Genomic DNA, 22,306 nt, shown 5'->3' with positions numbered 1-22,306 from the left:
TTATTTTGTTGATGTGAAAACAACTATTGGTAATTCTGTGCTAAAATGTTTTAAAATCTAAAGTTTAATGGTATCTAAAACCCGAATCAATCTGATTTGATGAACTTATACCTCCTATTAGAAAGTCTGAAAATACGGTTTATATCGAATTCTAAGTGAAACCCCTAAAATTCTAAATGAATACATCATCTAAACAACTAAATCTTTACTTTTAACTTATCTATAAATTTAAAATGAAAGTAAAAGCACTTCTATTCTTTATAGTTCTCTTTTCGATAACTGTACATGGACAAACTCATACTTTAGACAGTTTGCAACAAAGGTTACTCGATGTTGATAACGATTTGGAGAGAGTTAAGTTATTAAATACTATTTCTAACGCTTATAAATACTCAGACCCGAATAAAATGGCAGAGTATGGTAATAGAGCACTCGAACTATCAAAGCGCAGCTCTAATTCCATAGGAGAGGCTAACGCCTACCTAAATATTGGTACCTCAAATATTATTCTAGGTAATTATAAACAATCTCTAGATGATTTTTCGATAGCCAAAACCATTTTTGAAGGGCAACAAGGTTCGGATGCTCAAAATAATGATGTAGCCGAAGGACTTGCACAAGCGTATGGCAGTATGGGAATTGTTTTTTCCGAACAAAGTAATTATCCGAGAGCGTTAGAATTTTATCTTAAATCTGTTAAACTCTATGAGCGCTTAAAAAATGATGTTAAATGCTCTAGATTATATAACAATATTGGTGTGGTTTATAAATCACAGTCGTTATATGCTAAAGCTCTAGAATATTTTGAAAAGTCTAAAAATCTTCAAGAGCGATTAAATGACCCCAATATAGGTATTACTCTAACCAATATTGCTAATATTTATCAGGATCAAGCTAATCCAAATAAGGCTTTTGAATATTATACTCTGGCAAAACAAAGTTTGGATAATAATCCAAACCCTAGAGCTTTAGGGGAATGGTATAATAATATTGGTTTGTATTACGAATCTCAGAATGAGGATTCAAAGACTATCGAAAGCTGGGAAAATGCGATAACTACGTTTAAACAATTTGATGATAAATTTGGCTTGTCTGATACCTATTTGTTTTTAGGGAAATTCTATTATGAACGAAATGATCTTGATAAAGCATTGCATATGACCCAAATAGCTTTGGGTTTATCTGAAGATATTGGTGTTCTAGAAGCAAAATCAACAACTGAAAAACTCCTAAGTGATATTTACGAGAAAAAAGGAAACACCACCTTAGCCTTAGAACATTTTCAAAAATATAGTGTTGCTAGAGACAGTTTAATCAATGAAGCTAATATTAGAAAGTCTGTTGAGGCTTCAATGAAGTACGAATTTGAAAAGAAGGAGTTACTTCAAAAAGAAGAAAATGAAAAGCGAGAAATACGCCTAAAAGAAGAAGCGAAAAGTTCAAAAATGAAATTAATTTTTGGTGCTTTAACTGCACTTTTACTGTTTGGAATTGGCTTTTTAATTTATAACAGATCTCAACTTAAAAAGCGATTAACACTTCAAAAAGAGCTAGCCGAATATGAACAAAAGGCCTTGCATTTACAAATGAATCCACATTTTGTGTTTAACTGTTTAGGATCAATATCTAGCTTTATTGTACAAAATGGGACAGATTCGGCCATTAAATACCTTTCAAAGTTTTCTAAACTTATGCGATTAACATTAGAGTATTCTAAAGAATCATTAATACCAATTGATAGAGAGATAGAGAGTTTGCAAAATTATTTAGAGCTAGAACAACTTAGATTTAATCACATGTTCGATTTCAGTATTCATAAAAGTGAACATATTGATGATGACGTATCCATGCCACCTCTACTCATACAGCCTTTTGTTGAAAACGCCATTATTCATGGGGTTATTCCTAAAAAAGAAATGGGTAACATAGCGGTTAAATTTTCGCTTGGTGATGACATTTTAATTTGCACAATTGTTGACGATGGTATAGGTATTCATACCTCAAAAAAGAATAAAGAAAACTCAGTAGTTGCTCATAAATCAATGGCCTTAGATATTATAAAAAAACGACTAGAAATGATGACGTCTTCAACTGCGCAAGTAGCAACAATACACATAGACGAAATTCGCAATGATGATATCGTAAAAGGAACAAAAGTAGAACTTCGATTGCCATTGCAATACATTGAAACCAGAACAACAATTAGTATGTAATGTAAAACATAATTTAAAATATGATAACAGCTATTTTAATTGACGATGATAAAAATCTCCGTGAGGGCATGAAAAAGTTGCTAGAATTGTTTGCTCCAAGCATCCAAATAATTGGTGAAGCAGATAGTGTCGCATCTGGCATTGTTACTATGGATACATTAAAACCAGAAGTTGTGTTTTTAGATATACAATTAAACGACGGAACGGGTTTTGATATTTTAGAAAAAGTTGCAAAAAAAAATGGTGCTATTACTTCCAATATTGTCTTTATAACAGCATACGAGCAATATGCCATAAAAGCATTTCGATTTAGTGCTTTAGATTTCTTGCTTAAGCCTGTTGATCCAGAAGAATTGCAAAAGGTTATTAAGAAAATTGAAGCCGTATTAGAAAAAAATAATGACTATGCTCATATCGACCTGTTGTTAGAAAACATAAGGAAGAAGGTTGATAATTTTAAACGTATCGCATTGTCTACTTCTGATGGTATTCACTTGTTTAATATTAGCGATATAATACGTTGTGAAAGCGAGGATAATTACACAAAATTTTATATTAAAAATACCAAAACTGTTCTCATTTCAAAAACGCTAAAAGAGTATGAAGAACTTCTTACAGAACATGGCTTTGAACGCATTCATCAGTCGCATTTAATCAACTTAAAATACCTCAAATCATATATAAAAAGAGATGGAGGCTATGTCATTATGGAGGATGAAAGTCATTTACCCATTTCTCAACGGAAAAAAGAACGCCTACAAGAAATTTTAAAAACAATTTAAGTCAGAGATTATCGAATTCTAAGTCAAACCCTTAGTTTACTCATTAACACCTAAAATTACCTTAGAACATTAGTACATTTATGTAAAATAACAACCATGAAAAACATTACGCTTTTATTATTTTTTACGGTAGGATATCTTCAAGCGCAGATCGTCGATATTCCTGATGTTAATTTTAAGGATTACTTGCTTAACTATACAGACATAGACACCAATGAAGATAATGAAATACAGTTTACAGAAGCTGCAACGGTTCAAAATTTATTTTTAAGCGGAAGAGCGATAGCTGATCTTACAGGAATAGAAGCATTTACTAACTTAGAAAAGCTGTTTTGTCAAGACAATTTACTAACCTCTATGGATTTAAGTAATAATAGTAATCTTGAAGAATTATATGTGTTTAACAATGCATTGACAGCATTAGATCTTGGCAATAACTCATCGTTAACGAATTTAGATTGTTCTTTTAATCAAATAGAAAGTCTAGATTTAAGTGGTAATGTAGCTTTAACAACTATACGTGCAATGTATAATCACTTGAGTGATATAAATTTAACTAACCTTACGTCATTAACAGATATTGAAATTTATGAGAACCAACTCACAACATTAGATCTAAGTACCAATACAGGGTTATTAAATGTCTTTGCTAGTGAAAATCTAATGTCTAGTATAGATGTGAGCAATCTTCCGCTATTGAACGCTTTAGGTCTTAGTAATAATCAATTATCTAGCCTTGATCTAAGTAGCAATCCTCTATTGTATATTTTAAGGTGTGATGGTAACCAAATGACAGATATAAATGTGAGTATTAATTCCAATCTATGGAGTTTTAGTTGTGCAAATAATGCTTTTACTACATTAGATTTAAGTAGTTTAACTACTGTACAATATATTTCTATAAATGATAATCCAAATCTTACCTATTTAAACTATAAAACAGGAAATAATAATTATAGTGATGCTAATAATTATGGCAACTTTGAAAATCTAACAAGTTTAGAAGTGATGTGTGTTGATGATCCAGATAGCGACTTTGCATACTTTATGGCGTTTGAATTCGACCAGGAAGTGCTTTTTACAGATTATTGCTCGGTTACTCCTGGAGGTGACTATAACACCATTACAGGTACAGCATTTTTTGATAGCGATAATAATGGTTGTGATGTAAATGATACGGCTCAATTTAATATAAAGATTACTATCGATGATGGCGTAAATCAAGGGTCAACTTTCACTAATGCTGATGGAACATATGTTTTTTATACCAATGAAGGAAATTTCGATGTCGCACCAGATTTTGCAAGTGCTCCTTGGTTTAACATTACTCCTGCATCAACATCGATTTCATTTGCTGATGACAATAATAATATAGAGTTTCAAGATTTTTGCTTAACAACAAATAGTGCTTATAATGACGTAGAGGTCGTTATCGTACCAATAATTCCTGCTCAACCTGGTTTTGATGTAGTTTATGACATTGTTTTTAAAAATAATGGAAACCAAATAGTTTCAGGAGGTATTGACTTTAGTTTTAATGATGCTGTTCTCAATTATATTTTTTCTAGCGAAATGCCAGTTACACAATCTACAGGTATTTTATCATGGAATTATCTTAACCTTCAACCTTTTGAAAGTAGAGTTATTGAAGTGACTTTAAATGTCAATTCTCCTATGGAAACACCTGCTGTAAATATTGGAGATATTTTACAATTCAATGCTAGTATCTCACCTTTAGCTACAGATGACTTGCCTTCAGATAATAGCTTTGATCTTAATCAAATTGTAGTAGGATCATACGATCCTAATGATATTACTTGCTTAGAAGGCGATATTGTAAATCCAGAACATATTGGAGAATACCTGCATTACAATATCAATTTTGAGAATACAGGGACAGCTGCTGCAACATTTATAGCGGTTAAAGATAGTATTGATAATACCCAATTAGATATTAATACATTAGAAGTTCTATATAGTTCTCATGACATGACAACCACCATCGAAGGGCAAATTGTAGAGTTCTTTTTTGATAATATCAACTTAGCGCCAGAAGGTCAAGGCAATATAGTTTTCAAAATAAAATCATTAGAAACCTTAGTACAAGGCGACTTTGTAGATAATAAAGCCAATATTTTCTTCGATTACAATTTTCCAATCGAAACAAATGTTGCGAATACTGTTTTTGACGCGCTATCTGTAAACGAATTTGAAGACAACACAATACACATTTACCCGAACCCTTCAGCAGATCTAATAAACATCAATACACAGTCGGTTATCAAATATATAGATGTTTATGATCTGCAAGGGCGAAGGGTTAGATCTTTATTTCCTAATCTGGCTCAAATGACTATTGATATTTCAAATTTAACTGATGGGATTTATTTTATAAAAGTAAAAACAACGAAAGGAGAACATTTAGAAAAAATCGTCAAGCAATAAAGGTTTGAATTAATTATTGAGTATGAAAAGAGTTCTATATATAGTATTATTTACTTCTTGGTTTGCCAATGCGCAGATTGTCAATATTCCCGATGCCAATTTTAAAACAGCGTTGATTAATTTGGGTGTTGATGTTAATACTGATGGAGAAATTCAAGAAAGTGAAGCTCAAACAATAACGACCTTAGATGTCTCCCAATCTGGAATTTCAGATTTAACAGGAATAGAAGCATTTACCAATCTCGAATATTTAAACTGTGATTTGAATGGCATAACGAGTCTAGATTTGTCTCAAAATGTGAACTTGGTTGAATTTCATTGTTGGCACAATATATTGACAGATCTAGACCTTAGCCAAAATATCAATCTTATAGCTCTGTATTGCAATGGCAATCCAATGACCAGTTTAAATATATCTCAAAATTTAAATTTGGTGACACTAGATTGCAGTGCCATTGATATCACAAGTCTTGACGTATCTCCAAATATAAATCTTGAATATCTAAATTGTTCTAATATATCCCTTGGAGCTTTAGATGTAAGTCAAAACCTAAACTTAAAAACCTTAAAATGTTCTGGTAATGAGATATCCACTATAGACGTAAGTCAAAATTTAAATTTGGAAGTTCTTGAGTGTGTGGGGAATCCTTTAACGGCTGGTATTGATCTATCCCAAAACATCAATCTTGAAACTCTAATTTGCTACGGAAGTCAGTTGACCTCAATAGATGTATCCCAAAACACAAATTTAAAACGGTTTGAATGTAATAATAACCAGTTAACAAACTTGGATGTAACACAAAATAGTAACCTAGAAACTTTAGTGTGCAATCATAATCAGCTTGCAGATTTGGATGTGTCTCAAAACCCAAACCTTATTAAGTTAGATATTTGGCATAACCAATTTGCCAGCATAAATGTGACTCAAAACCCTAATCTTGAAGAATTGTTTTGCGGAGAAAACTTGCTTACGAGTATTGACGTTACACAAAACCCTAACTTAACAACACTGAGCCTCTATCTCAATACAATAGGAGATTTAGACCTCTCTCAAAATACGCAGCTAGAATATTTATATTGTTTATATAATGAACTCACTGTTTTAGATGTAACACAAAATGTTGCTCTTAAAGAAATGCAGTGTCGTAATAACCAAATAAGCGAATTAGACTTTTCTCAATGTCCAGAGTTCACAGAACTTAATTGTACTTCAAATCAAATAACAAGCTTGGATTTTTCACAAAATCCAGTTTTTAAAGTACTTTTTGCTGCTAATAACCAACTTACTGAGCTTAATGTCAAAAATGGAAGCATTGAAAATCTTCTAAACTTTAGTAATAACCCAAATCTAACTTACATTTGTGTGGATGACGAGCAGTTAGATGCTATAAACAATCAAGCTCCTGAAAGTGTTGAAGTGAATTCTTATTGTTCGTTTACACCTAGCGGAAATTTTAATACCATCTCCGGAACTGCTCTTATTGATAGCAATAATAACGGTTGTGATGTTAACGATTTTCCGCAGTATAATGTTAGAATTAATATTGATACTGGTACAGATCAAGGCGCTATGTTTACTAATACTAATGGAAACTATACGTTTTATACAGAAGAAGGAAACTTTGACCTCTCTCCCGGAATTGAAAACTCTCCTTGGTTTGATATTACACCAGAGCTAACAACAATTTCTTTTTCCGATGCTAACAATAATACTGCTGTACAGGATTTTTGTGTAACGACTAATGGTGTTCATAATGATGTAGAAATTGTTATAATTCCAATCATTCCTGCGCGCCCAGGCTTTGATGCGATCTATCAAATTGTCTATAAAAATAAAGGAAATCAAATTGTATCAGGAAACATTGACTTTAGTTTTGATGATGAAGTACTCAATTATATCTTATCAAGTGAAATGCCAATTAGCCAATCTACGGGTGCCTTATCATGGAATTATATCAACCTTTTACCTTTTGAAAGTAGAACTATAGAAGTCACTTTAAATGTTAATTCACCAATGGAAACACCAGCTGTAAATATTGGAGATATTTTGCATTATCAAGTGAATATATCACCTCAAGCTACAGATGAAATTCCTACAGATAACGTATTTAACCTTAATCAAGTTGTTGTAGGCTCGTACGATCCAAATGATATTACATGTTTGGAAGGAGACATTGTAGGTCCAGAATATATAGGTGAGTACCTACATTATAATATCAATTTTGAAAACACAGGAACAGCAGCAGCAACCTTTGTCGTTGTGAAAGATGAGGTCGATATCACACAATTTGATATCAGTTCATTACAAATATTATATAGTTCACATCCTATGATGGCTAGAATTCTAGATAATACAATCGAGTTTGTTTTTGATGATATCAATTTAATACCAGAAGGTAAAGGAAATGTAGTTTTTAAAATGAGATCACTTGAGAGCTTGGTCCTTGGAGATTTTGTAAATAATAAGGCCGATATTTTCTTTGATTATAATTTTCCAATAGAGACCAATATAGCGAATACTGTTTTTCAAACCTTATCAGTAAACGAGTTTGAAAACCAAACGATACACATTTATCCAAATCCTTCAGTAGGAATTGTAAACGTAAAAGCCAAATCTATAATTAAGCATGTCGAACTATTTGATGTTCAAGGTAGAAAAGTGCAGTCATATTACCCTAACACTTTAATGACAACGTTAGAGATATCTCATATTAATCAAGGGGTTTACTTCTTAAAAGTTAAAACAGATATCGGCTCACATTTAAAAAAGATAATTAAAAATTGAACCTAATAAGACAATTAATATATTGATTATGAAAAAAATAGTGCTCTTATTACTGTTAGTAACAGGCTTTGCAAAAGCCCAAATAGTGAATATTCCAGATGCTAATTTTAAAGCGACATTAATTGCTCAAGGAGTTGATACCAACACAGATGGAGATATTCAGGTAAGTGAAGCATTAGCTCAAACCATTATAAATGTAGAAAATTCTAATATTTCAGATTTAACAGGAATAGAAGCATTTACAAACCTGTTGGAACTTAATTGCCGTTCTAATCAATTGTCTAGTATAGATGTTTCGCAAAATACAAGTCTTCAGATTTTAAATTGTTTTGACAATCAATTAACCAATTTGGATATCACCCAAAACACCAATCTTACACTATTAACATTTCAGGATAATTTTCTCACGACCATAGATCTATCTCAAAACGCAAACCTTCAAAATATTTCTGCTCATAATAATCAACTATCTAGTTTAGACCTTTCTCAAAATGTTAGCCTCGAGCAGTTGACATGTTATAATAACCAATTAACTCAATTAGATTTATCTAATAGTCCAAATTTAACTTATTTAGACTGTAATATGAATAATCTAACGACTCTGGATGTCTCTCAAAATTTTGATATTCAAACACTTATTTGTGGTGTTAATAGTATTGCACAATTAGATCTTACCCAAAAAGACCAACTAACGATATTACGATGTCAGGATAATAGTCTAACTAGTTTAGATACTTCAGATTGTGAAAGTCTTCAAGATTTAAACTGTGGGATTGTTAATTTGCTTACGGTTCTCGATCTAAGTCAAAATACTAATCTTCAAAATTTAGATTGCTCAGGAAATGGATTGCTTACAGAGTTAAATATCAAAAATGGGAGCATTGAGGCTATATTGATGTTTAGTTCAACTCAATTAGATTTTATCTGTGCAGATGAAGATCAAGTTAATAGTGTGCAACTACAAGCAGAGCCTACAACAGTAGTAAGTTCGTATTGTTCTTTTACTCCTGGTGGTGATTATAATACCATAACAGGCAGCGTAATTTATGATCTTAATGAAGATGGTTGTGATGCCTTAGATATTCCTCAACCACATATTAAAATGAATATTAACGATGGTACAAGTTTGGGATCTGTGTTTTCGAGCGATGAAGGGGTTTATAATTTTTACACATTAACTGGTAACTACGATTTTGAACCCAACCTAGAAAACCCATCTTGGTTTAATATTACGCCATTAACCGCTAATGTATCATTTACAGATAATAACAATAATGTTGAAGTTCAAGATTTTTGTATCACACCAGTAGGAACCCATAACGATGTTGAGATCTATATTGCACCTATAGATTTTGCCGTTCCTGCATTTGATGCTCTGTATCAAATTGTATACAGAAATAAAGGAAACCAAACACTTTCTGGTGATTTTGAAATGACCTTTAATGATGACGTTTTAGATTTTGTTTCAGCAACAACAGCACCAGACAATCAAACTTTTGGTAGCCTGTCATGGGATTATATAGACCTTTTACCTTTTGAAAATAGGAGTATATATATTACACTTAATGTCAATTCGCCAATGGAAGTTCCAGCCGTAAACATTGGTGATCAATTGAACTTTAATGTGCTTATTAATCCTATACCTAGTGATGAGGTGCCATCAGATAATATTTTTGAATATAAGCAAATAGTCGTCGGTTCATATGATCCCAATGATATTACATGCTTGCAAGGTGATATTTTACCAACATCTGAGATTGGAGCATATTTGGCTTATATCGTCAACTTTGAAAACATCGGAAATTTTGCAGCTCAAAATGTTGTCATAGAAATTGATATCGACCCAACTCAGTTTGACATCAATACACTGCGAGTTTTAAATGCTTCAGATCCTGTAGATACCCGAGTTAAAGACGATAAAGTAAAGTTTATTTTTGAAGACATAAACCTAAGCGCTAGTGGAGGACATGGTAATATTTTGCTTAGAATTAGAACGAACAGTGATGTGCAGCCTAGTGAACTGGTCTCTAAAAAGGCCGATATTCATTTTGACTATAACTTCCCAATAGTGACTAATAATGCCAATACCGTTTTCCAAAATTTATCAATAGACGATCATGAGATTGATCCTTCAATAACGATTTACCCAAACCCTGTAAGTGATGTCCTTACGATTTCGGCAAAAACAACAATTAAATTTATCGAAATATATGACGTTCAAGGACGAATCATACAAACGTCTATAGTTAATAAGGCAAATGTCTCCTTACAAATAGCGAGTTTGACTAATGGTGTTTACTTTTTCAAAATTAAAACCGAAAATGGTACAGGTGTTGAGAAAATTATCAAAGATTAAATGAAGATCCTAAAACGTATACAACAACCCATTGGTTAATTCATATTGGGTTTTTGGTATGTCAGAACTTACAGGAACGGCATCATAGAAGTAATTGAAACTCGTTTTAAAGGCCAAATCATTAAAAATTTCAAAGAGGAGGGCTGTATTACTCGAAAAACGAAAATCACCAAAGGCATCTATTTTTGGTTGATAATAACTGGTACTAATAATACTTATCTTTTCTGTAGGATACATGCTAAACGACAAATAAGTGCTTGCTCGTATGTCTTTTTGAATGCGGTCTGCGATGTCGCTCGATGCTTTTTCGTATTCGTACATCACAAGCGTTCCTAAATAGAAGCGGTACTTATCGTTATTGGATAATTTAAATCTTGGACCAGTTCCTAATAAACCTCTAAAATCTACTTGAGAAATGGCGTCGTATTGCGCTTGTCCAAAAGCTTCCCATTTTACTCTATTAGATATGCGACGATTATATCTTAAATGTTGTGTACCTCTATTAACCAATGAAAATCCGTCAGCACGTTGCAGACTTAAGTCGTTTACAAATAACCAAAGTGATCTGGTATTGTTATACTGAACATGAGCCTTATTAGAAATGCGGAAAATGTTATTAGTATTTTTAATTAGCGATAAATCAAGACTAGCAGAACCTGTCCATTTGGCCGAATCTGATGGCTTCCGTAATGTTTCGATATTAACCACCTGAGCATTAGCACCAAAACTTAATAGCCAGATAATGAGCAGCAAATATTTCATGAGTATAAATTTGTTGTCAAAAATAAGATTTACTTTGACAACTTCAGGACAGACGATGTAATTCTATATTGAGAATATGCTAATGTTTAGGGGGCAAATCCATATCAATTTTATGAATATCACAATTGTTAAAACCTTTCTAAATAGACTTCGTAAATCCTTAGATATTTCGTAATTTCGTAATCTCGATTTCGACAAACACACAAAATAAAATACACAAAATATATGTCAGATAAAGCTACACTAGAAATTAATGGACAAAAACATGATTTTCCGTTAGTTACAGGTACTGAAAACGAAGTTGCAATAAATATAAAAACACTTAGAGGTGTTACAGGTGGTGTAACGACTATTGATCCAGGTTATAAAAACACAGGGTCTTGCGAAAGCGCAATTACATTTTTAGATGGTGAAAAAGGAATCTTAAGATATAGAGGTTACTCTATCGAAGAATTAGCAGAAAAGGCAGATTTTCTTGAAGTAGCTTACCTTTTAATTTTTGGTGAGTTGCCTAATGCAGGAGAATTGGAAAAATTCCATTCAGATATTAAGAAGCACGCTGTTGTTGATGACGACGTAAAAAAAATATTAGACGCCTTTCCAAAGGCAGCACATCCAATGGGTGTATTAGCATCGTTAACGAGTGCGCTTACAGCATTTAATCCTACGTCTGTGAATGTCGATTCTGATGAGGAAATGTATAACGCCATTGTTAGAATTTTAGGTAAATTCCCAATCTTAGTGGCTTGGACAATGCGCAAGAAACATGGTATGCCGTTAGATTATGGAAGTACATCTCTTGGCTATGTAGAGAACATTCTTCAAATGATGTTTAAGCGTCCAGATGAAGACTATGTTCAAAACCCAATTTTAGTTAACGCTTTGGATAAATTATTAATCCTTCATGCAGACCACGAGCAAAACTGTTCTACGTCTACAGTGCGTATTGTAGGCTCGTCCCATGCAGGATTATTTGCTTCATTGTCGTCTGGTATCTCTGCGCTTTGGGGACCATTACATGGTGGTGCTAACCAAGCAGTATTGGAAATGCTAGAAGGTATTAAAGAAGATGGTGGTGATACTAAAAAGTATATGGGTAAAGCCAAAGATAAGAATGACCCTTTCCGTTTAATGGGCTTTGGTCACCGCGTTTATAAAAACTTCGATCCGAGAGCTAAAATAATTAAGGTTGCTGCCGATGAGGTTTTAGCCGATTTAGGTGTTGAAGACCCAATTTTAGATATCGCTAAAGGCCTAGAAAAAGAAGCCTTAGAAGATCAATACTTTGTAGATAGAAAGCTATATCCAAATGTAGATTTCTATTCTGGAATTATTTATCGCGCTATGGGTATTCCAACAGAAATGTTTACAGTAATGTTTGCTTTAGGACGTTTACCTGGTTGGATTTCACAATGGAGAGAAATGCGCTTACGTAAGGAGCCAATTGGTCGTCCAAGACAGATTTATATTGGTGAAACGTACAGACCGTTTAAAGACATAAATAAGAGATAGGCAACTTTAAATGCCAACTAAAAGCTTCATATTAATATGGAGCTTTTTTTATATTTGCAATCTATGATCAAACCTAACGTACAAAACGAAACTGCTCGCTTACGCGCTGTTGTTTTAGGAACAGCAGAAAGCGTAGGGCCAACACCTTCCTTAGAAGATACTTACGATCCAAAATCTGCCGAACATATCAAAGCTGGAACCTATCCTGTAGAAGCAGATATGATTAAAGAAATGGAAGCTGTCGCTGAGGTCTTTAAAAAATACGATGTTACCGTTTATAGACCTCAAGTGATTAACGATTACAATCAGATTTTTTCTAGAGACATTGGTTTTGTGATTGACAACACATTTATTTTTGCCAATATTTTACCAGATCGTGATCGTGAAATTGAAGCTATCGAACATGTATGGTCTCAAATCCCAGAAGAGAATCGCGTACGTTTACCAGAAGAGTGTCATGTAGAAGGAGGCGATGTGATGCCTTGGAATGATTATATTTTTATTGGAACATATTCAGGTGATGACTACCCAGATTTTATTACAGCTCGCACTAATATGGATGCCGTAATAGCTATTCAAGAACTGTTTCCTGAAAAAACGGTAAAAGCATTCGAATTGCGTAAATCTAATACAGAACCTAAAGAGAATGCCCTACACTTAGATTGCTGTTTTCAACCTGTAGGTAAGGATAAAGCTATACTTCATAAAAACGGATTCCTCCTTGAAAGCGAATATGAATGGTTGGTAGATTTCTTCGGAAAAGAGAACATCTTTGAAATTACGAAAGATGAAATGTACAATATGAATAGTAATGTATTTTCTATTTCTGAAGATGTCATTATTTCTGAACGGAACTTTACGAGGTTAAATACATGGTTACGAGAGCAAGGCTTTACGGTTGAGGAAGTACCTTATGCCGAAATTGCTAAACAAGAAGGCTTGTTACGTTGTAGTACAATGCCATTGATTAGAGAATAAAGACGACACCCAAATAGTTTGCTTATTTGAGTGCCGAAAATAATATCATCGTTATACAAGATATCTAATACATTTAATTTTTATAGACACGTCTGTCATAATCTACTGTTATTATAGATGGAACACAACAATTAGAAATATCAAAAGTGATGGTGTTACATCCAATTGCGCTTCCCCTAATAGACCCTCCATTTTGTCCAAAGTTTGAATTTACTTGGAAAGTTGCTGTGTTTCCACTAGAACTTATCAAGGTAATACCAGAACTTAAGGACGTCCAATTTACATTACTAGCGCCATTATAAGTATACGTTAAGATATCACCTTCTACACCGCAATTAGGTCCAGAAATTGAACATGTTGGAGGAATAATGTTGCAAGTTTCTAAAAGCACTTGATCTTTACATCCAAAACTGCCATCACATACAGCTTGAATCCATGTATTTGTACTATTGAAGGTTGAACTAAACGTGAACGACTGACTTGACGACCCAAGACCATTAGGACCTAGAGGTGTAGCTGGCGTTATACCAGATCCACTATAAGTCCAGTACACATTTCCAGATGGGTTATTGCCATTACAATTTATTGTAAATGTATAGGTGTTTCCTGGAATAATACATAACGGACCACTCATAGGACAAGGACCATTTGGATTATATTGAATTTGACTTCCTCCTTTTTTTCTTTGGCTAAACTCATCATTTACAACACGAGTTTGTTGATCACTATTATCGGTTATGTCATTATCTGAGTTACAGGCGTAAAATGTCATACAGATTATTACTAAAAAGGAGGCTAAAATTTTTACTTGAGTTTTCATAAAATAAATTAAATATAAGTTGGCTCTTACTCTTTTTAGGATTTTCAGATATCTCCTTGGTTCACTACTATGAGATAAGTGGTTTAAAGTTTTATCATTCATTGATGTAACTTCTAAAAAGGTAAGATTAACGTTTGACCAAAGACTATGGGAAAGCCTTAGTATTATTATGGGAAAACCATACAAATTGACTTAAATATAAGCTGATTATATGTTGATTTAATACTGAATATTGAAAGTGTTATACGTATAATGTATTGATAATGTGTGAATTATGTTGATATTTATGCTATTGGAGCTAATAGTCTTTATGACGAGTTCATTAAAATAAAAACGGCTTCGAGGTGTTTATTCTGCCTTTAGTTTTGAAATGATACGACTCACTTCTTTCGTTTCAAACTTCTGAATGACCTTTAGGAAAAACCGAATGATTCTGGATTTAGGAGCTGCGATATGCTGACTTAGTTTAAGTACCAATTGATCAATTCCATTTTTGGTTGTTTCAAATTGGGAACTTCCCGTTAAAGGCCAGAGTAAGTTTGCCGAATTCCAAGATTGCTCGCGTGCTTTTCGCATACTAAAATCGATAATTTGTTCATCTGTGTTTTTTCCTAGCCAATCTAGAACAAATAGGAGTGGAGACACACGACTTAGTCGATCTTGCAACTCATTAGTGATCTGAAATAGAATAGCGTTCACCTTATTGAAATCCTGCTCAATATCTCGAATGTCTTTTCCAGACATCGTTGTAGCTGTGGCTATCGCGAGGTCTAGATTGATGTGTGCATTCATACCCAACATAATGTGTTGTACAATATTCAAAGGCTCTTTGGCATGTTCAAAGGCAAAAGCCCAAGACGCACTTACAGGTTGATTGTTTTTATAGGCTTTGTAGGCATCTAAATACAAATTCGCAAAGTCTACATCTAATAGCTCTAGACGTTGGTTGTCTTCAAAATTTCCCAGATCAATTTCCGCTGCTATTTCTGCCGTAGTACGCCTATAGATATAGGCAAACAAACCCAACCTGCTATTCGTGGCAATACTGTCGCTAATGATGCTATCGAGTTCATCTAAGACTTGCTGTATGGTTGTTGGACGCGGCATGATGGTTTGGTTTTAGGTTGCTTGTGAAAGTGACGATGTTGGTAGTTTATTTCCAAGATATTTGATAAAAGATTATTCAGTTTTAATGTCAACTATAATTTCTTTGATGCCATCTTCAGGTGGTCCAAATCTCAATTTGGCTTTTGCTCCATTTAAAAAGGTGGTCGTTTCTAAAATCGGTTTAATACCATTGAATAATAATTCGGCATTTGGTCCGTACATATATAAGGAACCATCACTATAATCGATTGCCATTTCGTGTCCGTCGTATTCTCCCAAATTGTTATTCTCAATAGCTGTTTCTAGCTTGTCTCTCAATGCGTAAATATGTTCCATTCCCTCAAGCTCATAATTGAAATATATGATAACAGCATGTTCAACAGCTGACTCGTTCGATTTAGCAACTTTATTCTTTTTATTACTGAAAAATTTATCTAAAAACCCCATGTTTTTTATCTAATCGTTATCATGTGATAACTATGTCTAAGTTAATGAAAGAAAATGAGTTATAAGAAAATATTTAAGGTTTTCGTGTGTATGTAAAACAGTTATGAATTAAACCTGTTATAGTGCTTTGGTTGTTTTTTAATTGGACCTATATTTATATAAATTTTAATATCTTTATGATTATGATAGGAACATACGTATTAATAGGACTTGTTGTTTTAGCTGCATTTTATGGCATTGGAATTTACAACAGATTAGTAAAATTAAAAATGCTTGTCGGCGAAGCATGGAGTGGTATAGACGTTCAATTGAAAAAGCGCTATAATTTAATTCCGAACTTAGTTGAAGTTGTAAAAGGCTATGCAAGCCATGAAAAAGAAACGTTTGAGAATGTCACAAAAGCAAGAAGCCAAGCGCAGAATGCAACTACAGTTGAGGGACAGCAAGCTGCTGAAAACGGGTTAAACAAATCACTTATAAACTTGTATGCGGTAGCTGAGCAATATCCTGAACTCAAAGCAAATGAGAATTTTTTAAGCTTGCAAAATGAATTGTCAGATATTGAATCTGACATTGAAAAATCAAGGCGATATTATAACGGCACGACACGCGATTATAACATTTTAATAGATTCATTTCCTTCAAACATTATAGCCGGAATGACGAACTTCACTAAAGAAGCGTTTTTTGAAATTGATACCGAAGCAGAACGTGAAAACCCACAAGTAAAATTTTAAAGTGTTAAAAAAACTCTTTTTTATTGTACTATTAATGTCGAACGTTTTTGCCTCGTTTTCGCAAAGTGAGCGCATACTTTCATTTCATTCTGATATAGAAGTGGATACCTCAAGTACTATTATTGTAGATGAGACGATTAAAATTTATGCCCAAGGAAACATCTTTAAAAGAGGTATTACACGTACCATTCCAACAGAAGGTTTAGACAGTTTAGGACAAAAAGTACTGTTTGATTTTAAAATTCTATCCGTTGAAAGAGATGGTAGGTCTTCAAAATATCATACCAAAAAAGGAAGTGGTACGATTACCATTTATGTCGGTGAAAAAGATGTGTTTTTAAGTGAAGGCGAATACAATTATACGATTACATATAGTATGGGTAGACAGATTCGCTTTTTTGATTCCTACGATGAAATTTATTGGAATGTAAATGGTTTTGATTGGGATCTTCCTTTTGATCAAGTGTCAAGCCTAGTCACATTACCAGAGGGAGGAAATAGTATTCAAAATGCCTGTTATACGGGAAGATATGGTAGTGATAGTACCAACTGTAGTGCAGAAGTTATAGCTGATAACAGCATTCGTTTTAGTGCCGAAAACTTAAGTCCTGGGGAGAATTTAACTGTAGCAGTAGGTTTTAAAAAGGGTATTGTACAGCAGCCTGCTCCACCGCCACCTCCAACATTTCTTGAGAAATTTGGAGCCCTTCTTTTAAGTGGATTTATAAGCTTGATGCTTTTGTTTTATTACGGATTTACTTGGTTGAAATTTGGTGTAGATCCACCAAAGCCAACTGTATATCCACAATTTGAAGTACCAGAAAACATGTCGCCTGCATCTGTTGGTATGTTAGATAAACAGCGTTATGATGGCGATTTGATTACAGGCTCAATTTTAAATTTAGCTGTAAGAGGCTACCTTAATATTGAAGAAGATGCCCAAGACTATGTTTTTGGTTTATTTAAAAGCAAAAAATTTGTCATCCATAAACTAAAGGAAGTCGATAAAGAGCTCAAAAAGGAAGAACGCGTGCTGTTCAAAAAACTATTTTCGAACACTTCTACTTTAGCATTAGACGGAAAATATAATTCTAAAGTAAAAAGCGCTGTTACTGCATTTAGGACATCATTATGGAAACAACATCGAGGCCTCATTTATCAGGGCTTTAATGCCAAATTTTGGATTGCTCCTATATTAACCATAATTGCTTATATCTTCTTGTTTATATTTCTTTCGTCTAATTACCTTCGAGGGGAAAATGACGGATTGATATTCGGTTTATTTTTGGGATTAAATATTATTTTCTTTTTGATTTACCAATATTTAATAAGAAAGCCTGCTGTGGAAAAACTCAGACTTAAATCTTTGATAGATGGATTTGAGATGTATATGAATGCAGCGGAAGTCAAACAAATAGCTCATTTTAATCCGCCAGAGTTAACACCAGAAAGATTTGAAACATTATTACCATATGCAGTCGTGCTAGGAGTAGAACGTGTTTGGGGGCAAAATTTTCAAAACTTAATTAACAAATCCGTAATTGATCAAGACTATCAGCCTACATGGTATAACGGTCAGGTAGGGAATTTCTCGACATTTAATCACACTTTAAATTCATCACTTTCCAATTCCATAAGCAAATCTGCTACACCACCATCAAGTAGTGGAAGTGGCTCAGGTGGCGGTGGGTTCTCTGGTGGTGGCGGAGGCGGAGGCGGGGGAGGCGGCTGGTAGTTGTGTTTTTAAATGAGGCATCTACTCATTCTACTTTCATCACCAATGCTTGAAGAAATATCAAACTTGACGCGTTAGCCACAGCGACACCTCCTTGAGGCGTCCAACCTTCTTGGACCCTTGAATGCACTTCTTCCCAAAGGTCTTGAGTTGACCTTCCTTGTGCTATCATACAATGTAACTCCATTTCTTATCGTTTTTATGTTAGGTTCTGTTTTAAATCTGTTGTATTTAATTGTGTGAAAACAATAACTCCTTCATGTTTTTATAAGTAATCGTCCAAAAGAGAAGTTATCAGCTTCAAATAATAGTTGTACTTAAAATTACTTTGAAAGTGAATGCAATACAATACGTAGAACTACGTATTTTTTAGAGAGTTTTAGGATAGGACAACCTGTTTCAGGCCTCTATATAAGTCACGGAACTTAGAGAGAAGTCTTAGTGTTATGAGCAGTAAGGTTTTAACTGAAGTATTATGATGTTCTATTACTCATAAAAAATGGCAACTTCATCTAGTGCTTTTCGTTTCAAATCGGGCACATATGTTGGAAATTTTGGGTAACCTATTGGAAGTAATAAAAATGCTCTTTCGTTACTAGGTCTATTCAAGGTTTTGGCCAAGAAATTCATTGGACTAGGCGTATGTGTAAGGGTAACTAAACCAGCATCGTGAATCGCAGAAATTAACATACCACAAGCAATTCCGATAGATTCATTTACGTAGTAGTTATTATGCTTTGTTCCGTCATCTCCAAATTCGTATACTTTTTTAAATGCGATAATTAACCAAGGCGCAACGTCTAAAAAAGGTTTATGCATATCAGTAGCCAGGGGTTCTAAGTCCTTTTTCCAGCGTTCACTCATTCTGTTTTCGTAACTTTCCTTTTCTTCAATTTCTGCTTCTTTACGAATTTTGGATTTTAAAATTGGGTTAGACACAGCACAGAATGTCCAAGGTTGTTTGTGAGCACCAGAAGGCGCAGTAGACGCACTTTTAATTAGGTTTTCGATAACCTCTTTAGGGATAGCCTTATCAGAAAAATCTCTTACAGACCTACGTTTGTCTAGCCAATTATGAAAGGTTTTACTTTTATGGATTAATTCATGCTCAGAAAATAATTCTGTTTCAAAAGAATTATGTCTGTATCCATTGATGATTATATGATCTGGTGATTCCATACTTTTTTTGATCTAAATTATGTTGAAATGCTCTGCCCAAAGGTTAAAAGGTTGCTGTCTGGGTCGAGTATAGAAAATTCTTTTTGTCCCCAAGGTTTAATCTCTAACGGTCCATTTGGATGTATTTGTGTGTTGTTATCTAATAGTGATTGGTAAAAACTATCGATGTTGTCAGTTCTGATGTATACCATTCCATAGTTTTCTTTAGGGTCTATTGCTTTAAATTCAAAGAAGTGAATTTGAATTTGATCTTTTTCCATCATTAAATAACCATCAAAGTCGGCACTACCGAATACATTAAATCCTAAATTGTTTTTATAAAATTCTTTGGTAATATTTTTGTCACGCATTGGTAACTTCGGATGGATGTCTGTTAGCATAATTCTAAATTATAAACTTTATTTTGACTGGTTAATAACGCGTTTGTATTGGCTGGAACTAAGTTAGTAAAAGAAAACAAATCAGAGGGGATTTGTAGAGTTTTCGTAGTGCCCACGGAACAAGTAATTGACTATACACGTTGTTATGCGATGTATAAAATTATTTGTAATTACCACCAAAGTGTTCTTTACCCGCTTGCCAAAGGTATTTATCTATATCCTTTAGAGTATATTTATGAAGAGAATATCTATTTTGAAAGTCCGTCAATATTCTATTATATTCTTTGTAGTTTTTTAGATCAACTTTTCTAAAATCACTAAACTTATCGAGTCTTTTTAAAGCCATTAACAATTTATCTACATAACTGTCATAGATTGGATATGTTAATGGATCATGATGGCTGCAGTATTTAGTGGCAAAAGAATAGAAATTGATTTCTTTGTTTTGTTTCATTTTGACTAACGCAATATCATTAACTAAACTTAAATCCTTACGTTTTAATCGTTCATCAATTTTTAATGACACAATATGCTTTGCAACTTTAAAAGGAGAAAATATATTAGTGCTATAGAAGTCATTAAGCGAACAGACTTTAATAAGGACATTATCTAAGTCGTTATTGAGAGGATAGGTTTTAATAAAGAGCTTATTTAAACTTCTTTCTTGTAGTGCATAATTATCTAGTGAATGCCATTTTTGAATGTATTTCTCAATTTCAGATGCTGATGGTCTAATAATGCTCACAGGCAATGACTTTTTATTATTGCGCCTAACGCGTTAGTCTATTAATAGTTGAGTTGGTAAGAACTAAATTAACAAAAGAAAACAAGTAAACACAGAAGGAATTATTAAATATACAGTTGTTGTTGCACTTTTATTCTACATCAGATGATTTATAATGTCAGTATTGGTTTCTTTAAAGTATCTCAATTCTCTTTTTTTTGCAGGCATTAAACTCCAAGACCACAGTATTTCAACCCATAAAACTGCGTCTTTATTATTTATTTCAGATGTTACGATAAGAATATGTAGACATCTAGTAGAATATACTTTACGTAAAAAAGATCTGTTGTCTCTAAGCACTTCGCTTTTTACTCTTAGTTTTTTTGTATCACGAATTAACTTTTTAAACTTTAATCTATTTGATGCCAGATAATTTTTTGATTCTTTCGATTCATATTTTGATGATAAAAATGTAGTACTTATATAACCTGATAACCAATTGAAAACAATTATTATTAAGCCAATAATTAATATTAGGGTAATTTTGTTCATTTCGTCAGAGCAAGTCTAAATGTGATACAACGTCTTCGCGTATGGTATCGTTTACATAGGCTAGAACTAAGTTAGCAAAAGAAAACAGGTAAATACAGAATGCGCTACAAATTATGCATGTTGTTGTGACTTTGTTTTAAAATGGCCAAGTAACATGCAATGGTTTTTCCATCCATGGTAGCTTTATTATTGAAAACGAAAATGGTGATTTGATCAATAATACATCATAGGCTCTTTTTTCGACGGTTAGTTCCCAATGGTTTTCGGTCTCTCTCAAAATACCATCTCGTACCAACCAATTTCCGCGAAAACCCATTATAGAAGCGTCTCCAATAGCTGTCCAAAAACTAATAGTAGATGTAATCATCCCGTCAATGAGTTGTTTTTGTGTCTCAGTCATATCAATACTATTTTTTACTGGCGTATTGGGCGAGAGCCCTACCAATACCTTATTCAATGGTAATAAAGATTCTTCTGTTTGGCTTTGTCCTGTAACGATATATTGCAAGTAATGTACTGCATCCAACTGCGCACTATCTGATATAAAAGCATTGTCTTTTATTGCTCCCAAGCGCTCTAGCAACATTAAAACATAATTATTTAGCAGGACTAATCCTGCATTTGAAATGGGAATGCCCTCTTTCGGAAATGAAGTTGATTCTGTATTCATATTTTTTTTGTTTAAAGTGTTGCGCTTATTTGGTAATGTGCTATGTGTTTGTGTTATGGCCAGTTACGTGGTTTAGCACTTAACTTTGTAAGTACACACCAAACTGAAAAATCGTGAGGATT

Annotated in this window: 18 protein-coding genes; 9 read left to right on the top strand and 9 right to left on the bottom strand. The window is 33.4% G+C overall.

The window, feature by feature from the left end; all coding sequences use genetic code 11:
- The first annotated feature begins 233 nt into the window (after positions 1-233).
- The 5 genes from Q0787_RS14785 to Q0787_RS14765 all read left to right on the top strand — a co-directional run bounded on the left by Q0787_RS14785 (position 234) and on the right by Q0787_RS14765 (position 10,581).
- Positions 234-2,213, top strand: coding sequence for a tetratricopeptide repeat protein (locus tag Q0787_RS14785; RefSeq protein ID WP_298903614.1), 1,980 nt, complete (start codon positions 234-236; stop codon positions 2,211-2,213).
- 20 nt (positions 2,214-2,233) lie between these two features.
- The gene (locus tag Q0787_RS14780; RefSeq protein ID WP_298903613.1) at positions 2,234-2,995 is read left to right on the top strand and encodes a LytTR family DNA-binding domain-containing protein; all 762 of its coding nucleotides are present in this window, start codon (positions 2,234-2,236) and stop codon (positions 2,993-2,995) included.
- A gap of 96 nt (positions 2,996-3,091) precedes the next feature.
- Positions 3,092-5,440 carry a T9SS type A sorting domain-containing protein gene (locus Q0787_RS14775; RefSeq protein WP_298903612.1) on the top strand — a complete coding sequence of 783 codons (2,349 nt, stop codon included), beginning with the start codon at positions 3,092-3,094 and terminating at the stop codon, positions 5,438-5,440.
- Positions 5,441-5,462: 22 nt separating this feature from the next.
- Positions 5,463-8,225, top strand: coding sequence for a T9SS type A sorting domain-containing protein (locus Q0787_RS14770; RefSeq protein ID WP_298903611.1), 2,763 nt, complete (start codon positions 5,463-5,465; stop codon positions 8,223-8,225).
- Positions 8,226-8,253: 28 nt separating this feature from the next.
- A complete protein-coding gene (locus tag Q0787_RS14765) occupies positions 8,254-10,581 on the top strand; it encodes a T9SS type A sorting domain-containing protein (RefSeq protein WP_298903610.1) in 2,328 nt (775 codons plus the stop codon).
- 9 nt (positions 10,582-10,590) lie between these two features.
- Here Q0787_RS14765 and Q0787_RS14760 read toward each other — a convergent pair whose 3' ends face one another.
- Positions 10,591-11,343: a DUF481 domain-containing protein gene (locus tag Q0787_RS14760; RefSeq protein ID WP_298903609.1), complete on the bottom strand. Its 753-nt coding sequence runs from the start codon at positions 11,341-11,343 to the stop codon at positions 10,591-10,593.
- A gap of 225 nt (positions 11,344-11,568) precedes the next feature.
- Between Q0787_RS14760 and Q0787_RS14755 the strand changes: the two genes are divergently transcribed.
- Positions 11,569-12,855, top strand: coding sequence for a citrate synthase (locus tag Q0787_RS14755; protein WP_298903608.1), 1,287 nt, complete (start codon positions 11,569-11,571; stop codon positions 12,853-12,855).
- A 63-nt stretch (positions 12,856-12,918) separates the two neighbouring features.
- Complete coding sequence (locus Q0787_RS14750) at positions 12,919-13,833, top strand: dimethylarginine dimethylaminohydrolase family protein (RefSeq protein WP_298903607.1); 915 nt, start codon at positions 12,919-12,921, stop codon at positions 13,831-13,833.
- 73 nt (positions 13,834-13,906) lie between these two features.
- Here Q0787_RS14750 and Q0787_RS14745 read toward each other — a convergent pair whose 3' ends face one another.
- The 3 genes from Q0787_RS14745 to Q0787_RS14735 form a co-directional block, all read right to left on the bottom strand.
- On the bottom strand, positions 13,907-14,653 hold the full coding sequence (locus tag Q0787_RS14745; protein ID WP_298903606.1) for a hypothetical protein: 747 nt from the start codon (positions 14,651-14,653) through the stop codon (positions 13,907-13,909).
- A gap of 348 nt (positions 14,654-15,001) precedes the next feature.
- Positions 15,002-15,760, bottom strand: coding sequence for a DUF5995 family protein (locus Q0787_RS14740; protein ID WP_298903605.1), 759 nt, complete (start codon positions 15,758-15,760; stop codon positions 15,002-15,004).
- Between the two features lie 72 nt (positions 15,761-15,832).
- Positions 15,833-16,207: a hypothetical protein gene (locus tag Q0787_RS14735; protein WP_298903604.1), complete on the bottom strand. Its 375-nt coding sequence runs from the start codon at positions 16,205-16,207 to the stop codon at positions 15,833-15,835.
- Between the two features lie 182 nt (positions 16,208-16,389).
- On the opposite strand from Q0787_RS14735, the gene Q0787_RS14730 reads away from it, so the two are divergent.
- Positions 16,390-16,944: a LemA family protein gene (locus Q0787_RS14730; protein WP_298903603.1), complete on the top strand. Its 555-nt coding sequence runs from the start codon at positions 16,390-16,392 to the stop codon at positions 16,942-16,944.
- 34 nt (positions 16,945-16,978) lie between these two features.
- Positions 16,979-18,679: a DUF2207 domain-containing protein gene (locus tag Q0787_RS14725; RefSeq protein ID WP_298903602.1), complete on the top strand. Its 1,701-nt coding sequence runs from the start codon at positions 16,979-16,981 to the stop codon at positions 18,677-18,679.
- 25 nt (positions 18,680-18,704) lie between these two features.
- Here the strand turns inward: Q0787_RS14725 and Q0787_RS14720 are convergent, their stop codons facing one another.
- The 5 genes from Q0787_RS14720 to Q0787_RS14700 all read right to left on the bottom strand — a co-directional run bounded on the left by Q0787_RS14720 (position 18,705) and on the right by Q0787_RS14700 (position 22,241).
- Positions 18,705-18,866: a DUF1737 domain-containing protein gene (locus tag Q0787_RS14720; RefSeq protein WP_298903601.1), complete on the bottom strand. Its 162-nt coding sequence runs from the start codon at positions 18,864-18,866 to the stop codon at positions 18,705-18,707.
- 299 nt (positions 18,867-19,165) lie between these two features.
- Positions 19,166-19,858, bottom strand: coding sequence for a nitroreductase family protein (locus tag Q0787_RS14715; protein WP_298903600.1), 693 nt, complete (start codon positions 19,856-19,858; stop codon positions 19,166-19,168).
- Positions 19,859-19,875: 17 nt separating this feature from the next.
- Positions 19,876-20,238, bottom strand: coding sequence for a VOC family protein (locus tag Q0787_RS14710; protein ID WP_298903599.1), 363 nt, complete (start codon positions 20,236-20,238; stop codon positions 19,876-19,878).
- Between the two features lie 160 nt (positions 20,239-20,398).
- On the bottom strand, positions 20,399-20,983 hold the full coding sequence (locus tag Q0787_RS14705) for a hypothetical protein (RefSeq protein ID WP_298903598.1): 585 nt from the start codon (positions 20,981-20,983) through the stop codon (positions 20,399-20,401).
- A gap of 667 nt (positions 20,984-21,650) precedes the next feature.
- Entirely contained in the window at positions 21,651-22,241 is a 591-nt protein-coding gene (locus tag Q0787_RS14700; RefSeq protein ID WP_298903793.1) for a contractile injection system tape measure protein, read from the bottom strand.
- Positions 22,242-22,306: the final 65 nt, after the last annotated feature.

This window comes from uncultured Psychroserpens sp., from assembly GCF_947492715.1.
GTDB lineage: Bacteria > Bacteroidota > Bacteroidia > Flavobacteriales > Flavobacteriaceae > Psychroserpens.
The sequence above is the reverse complement of the archived record's forward strand: the minus strand, read 5'-3'. Positions and strand labels throughout refer to the sequence as shown.

Coding starts and splice junctions, on each gene's coding strand:
- Q0787_RS14785 (WP_298903614.1), top strand. CDS start 234: ATGAAAGTAAAAGCACTTCTATTCTTTATAGTTCTCTTTTCGATAACT.
- Q0787_RS14780 (WP_298903613.1), top strand. CDS start 2,234: ATGATAACAGCTATTTTAATTGACGATGATAAAAATCTCCGTGAGGGC.
- Q0787_RS14775 (WP_298903612.1), top strand. CDS start 3,092: ATGAAAAACATTACGCTTTTATTATTTTTTACGGTAGGATATCTTCAA.
- Q0787_RS14770 (WP_298903611.1), top strand. CDS start 5,463: ATGAAAAGAGTTCTATATATAGTATTATTTACTTCTTGGTTTGCCAAT.
- Q0787_RS14765 (WP_298903610.1), top strand. CDS start 8,254: ATGAAAAAAATAGTGCTCTTATTACTGTTAGTAACAGGCTTTGCAAAA.
- Q0787_RS14760 (WP_298903609.1), bottom strand. CDS start 11,343: ATGAAATATTTGCTGCTCATTATCTGGCTATTAAGTTTTGGTGCTAAT.
- Q0787_RS14755 (WP_298903608.1), top strand. CDS start 11,569: ATGTCAGATAAAGCTACACTAGAAATTAATGGACAAAAACATGATTTT.
- Q0787_RS14750 (WP_298903607.1), top strand. CDS start 12,919: ATGATCAAACCTAACGTACAAAACGAAACTGCTCGCTTACGCGCTGTT.
- Q0787_RS14745 (WP_298903606.1), bottom strand. CDS start 14,653: ATGAAAACTCAAGTAAAAATTTTAGCCTCCTTTTTAGTAATAATCTGT.
- Q0787_RS14740 (WP_298903605.1), bottom strand. CDS start 15,760: ATGCCGCGTCCAACAACCATACAGCAAGTCTTAGATGAACTCGATAGC.
- Q0787_RS14735 (WP_298903604.1), bottom strand. CDS start 16,207: ATGGGGTTTTTAGATAAATTTTTCAGTAATAAAAAGAATAAAGTTGCT.
- Q0787_RS14730 (WP_298903603.1), top strand. CDS start 16,390: ATGATAGGAACATACGTATTAATAGGACTTGTTGTTTTAGCTGCATTT.
- Q0787_RS14725 (WP_298903602.1), top strand. CDS start 16,979: ATGTCGAACGTTTTTGCCTCGTTTTCGCAAAGTGAGCGCATACTTTCA.
- Q0787_RS14720 (WP_298903601.1), bottom strand. CDS start 18,866: ATGGAGTTACATTGTATGATAGCACAAGGAAGGTCAACTCAAGACCTT.
- Q0787_RS14715 (WP_298903600.1), bottom strand. CDS start 19,858: ATGGAATCACCAGATCATATAATCATCAATGGATACAGACATAATTCT.
- Q0787_RS14710 (WP_298903599.1), bottom strand. CDS start 20,238: ATGCTAACAGACATCCATCCGAAGTTACCAATGCGTGACAAAAATATT.